Source organism: Roseomonas sp. TAS13 (assembly GCF_001950415.1).
GTDB lineage: Bacteria > Pseudomonadota > Alphaproteobacteria > Acetobacterales > Acetobacteraceae > Roseomonas > Roseomonas mucosa.
In genome coordinates this window covers 1-1,971 of record NZ_BDLP01000573.1, presented here as the reverse complement: position 1 = coordinate 1,971, position 1,971 = coordinate 1, and the positions used below count along the sequence as shown (strand labels likewise).

Here is a 1,971-nt window from a genome sequence, read left to right as displayed (position 1 = left end):
TTCGCCTTACGGTGGAGCTGTGCGTAGATGTGATCAAGAGACAGCGGTTCAGGCGGCCCGGATGCGGCGCAGGCTTTCCTCGCGGCCCAGGGCCAGCAGCACCGCGTCGATCGGCGGCGACTGCGTGCGCCCGGTCAGCGCGGCGCGCAGCGGCTGCGCCAGCGCCCCCAGCTTCACGCCCTGCGCCTCGGCCTGCTCGCGCAGCAGCGTTTCCAGCGCCGGGCCATCCCATTCCACCGTTTCCAGCGCCCCGGCCAGGGCGGCCAGCCGCGCCCGCGATTCCTCGTTGAGCTGCCCGGCCGCCTTGGCGTCGGGTTCCGGCCGCTCCAGCACGAAGGCGGCGCCGTCCGCCATCTCCTCCAGCGTGCGGGCGCGGGGCTGCAGGCTGGGGACCAGGGCGCGGACCCGTGCCGCGCCGGCATCGTCGATCGGCAGGCCCCGCTTGGCGAGGCGCGTCATCACCTCCCGCGCCAGCCGGTCGGGATCGGCATCGCGGATATAGACGCCGTTCAGATGCGCCAGCTTGGTGTAGTCCATGCGGCTGGCCGAGCGCCCCACATCCCGGAGCTCGAAGAGCTCGATGGCGCGGTCGCGCGGCACGATCTCCTCGTCGCCATGGCCCCAGCCCAGCCGCAGCAGGTAGTTGCACACCGCCTCCGGCAGCAGGCCCTGGTCGCGGAACTCCAGCGCGCCCACGGCGCCATGGCGCTTGGACAGCTTCGCCCCGTCCGCGCCATGGATCAGCGGGATATGCGCGAAGTCCGGCCGTGGCCAGCCCATCGCGTCATAGATCATAATCTGGCGGAAGGTGTTGGTCAGGTGGTCGTCGCCACGGATCACATGGGTGATCGCCATGTCGTGGTCGTCCACCACCACCGCGTGCTGGTAGGTCGGCGTGCCGTCCGAGCGCAGGATGATCATGTCGTCCAGCTCGGCATTGTTCACCCGCACCTCGCCTTGCACGAGGTCGCGGACCACCGTCTCGCCCTCGCGCGGCGCCTTGATGCGCACGGCGCCCGGCACGCCCGGCGGCGCCTCGGAGGGGTCGCGGTCGCGCCAGCGGCCATCGTAGCGGGGCGGGCGGCCTTCCTTCATCGCCTGTTCGCGCATCGAGGCCAGTTCCTCGGCCGTGTCGAAGGCGAGATAGGCCTTGCCCTCGGCCAGGAGCTGCCGCGCCACCTCGGCATGCCGTGCCTCGCGGGACGACTGCATCACCGGCGGCTCGTCGGGCGAGAGGCCGAGCCATTCCAGGCTTTCCAGGATCTGCCGCACCGCTTCCGGCGTTGAGCGGGCCTTGTCGGTATCCTCGATGCGCAGCAGGTACTGCCCGCCATGGTGCCTGGCGAAGAGATAGTTGAACAACGCGGTGCGGGCCCCGCCGATATGGAGGTAGCCCGTGGGAGAGGGCGCGAAGCGCGTGCGGACGGTCATTCCGGCTGATTAGCATCCTGTCCGGACCGGTTTGAAGACGGGACGCCGCCGGCGCTGGAATGCGGCGGCGGCGGGACGGGGCGCCCCGTCCCGGCAGGAAGACCCTCACGGAGAGTTGCGCTCAGGACCGGAATGAAACAACCTTGGGTTGTTGTCCTCCACCATCCTCCTCGCACCGGGCCGGCAGGCCCGGCCCAGCCTCGCCACGCGCCTGCGCGAAGGGTTCCACACCCTGTTGCAGGCGGAATGGAGTCGCGTCCCGCCCTGGTTCGCCGTCGCGCTCGGCACCGGCATCCTGCTCTATTTCGCCCTGCCCATGGAACCTTCGGAAGCCTGGCTCTGGCTGCCCTGGCCGCTTCTGGCCCCGGCGCTCTGGCTGTGGCGGCGGGCACCGCTGCCCGGCCTGCTGCTGGGGCTGGCCGGCACTGTCGCGCTGGGCTTCGCCCTGGCCGTCTGGGCGCGCGCCAGCCTGCCCCCCGTGCCGGACCTGCCGCGCCCTGTCTCTTGATCACATCTACGCACAGCTCCACCGTAAGGCGA

General features: G+C 71.0%; 2 protein-coding genes. One reads left to right on the top strand and one right to left on the bottom strand.

Annotation, left to right across the window (positions count from 1 at the left end):
- Nucleotides 1-48: 48 nt before the first annotated feature.
- Nucleotides 49-1,431, bottom strand: coding sequence for a glutamate--tRNA ligase (gltX, locus tag ROTAS13_RS23765; protein WP_019460677.1), 1,383 nt, complete (start codon nt 1,429-1,431; stop codon nt 49-51).
- A gap of 151 nt (nt 1,432-1,582) precedes the next feature.
- Here gltX and ROTAS13_RS23760 point away from each other — a divergent pair, with 151 nt between their 5' ends.
- Nucleotides 1,583-1,939, top strand: coding sequence for a hypothetical protein (locus ROTAS13_RS23760; protein WP_075823600.1), 357 nt, complete (start codon nt 1,583-1,585; stop codon nt 1,937-1,939).
- The last annotated feature ends 32 nt before the right edge of the window (nt 1,940-1,971 follow it).

What these genes read in the sequence shown, in the direction of transcription:
- gltX (WP_019460677.1), bottom strand. Translation starts at nt 1,431, where the DNA reads ATGACCGTCCGCACGCGCTTCGCGCCCTCTCCCACGGGCTACCTCCAT.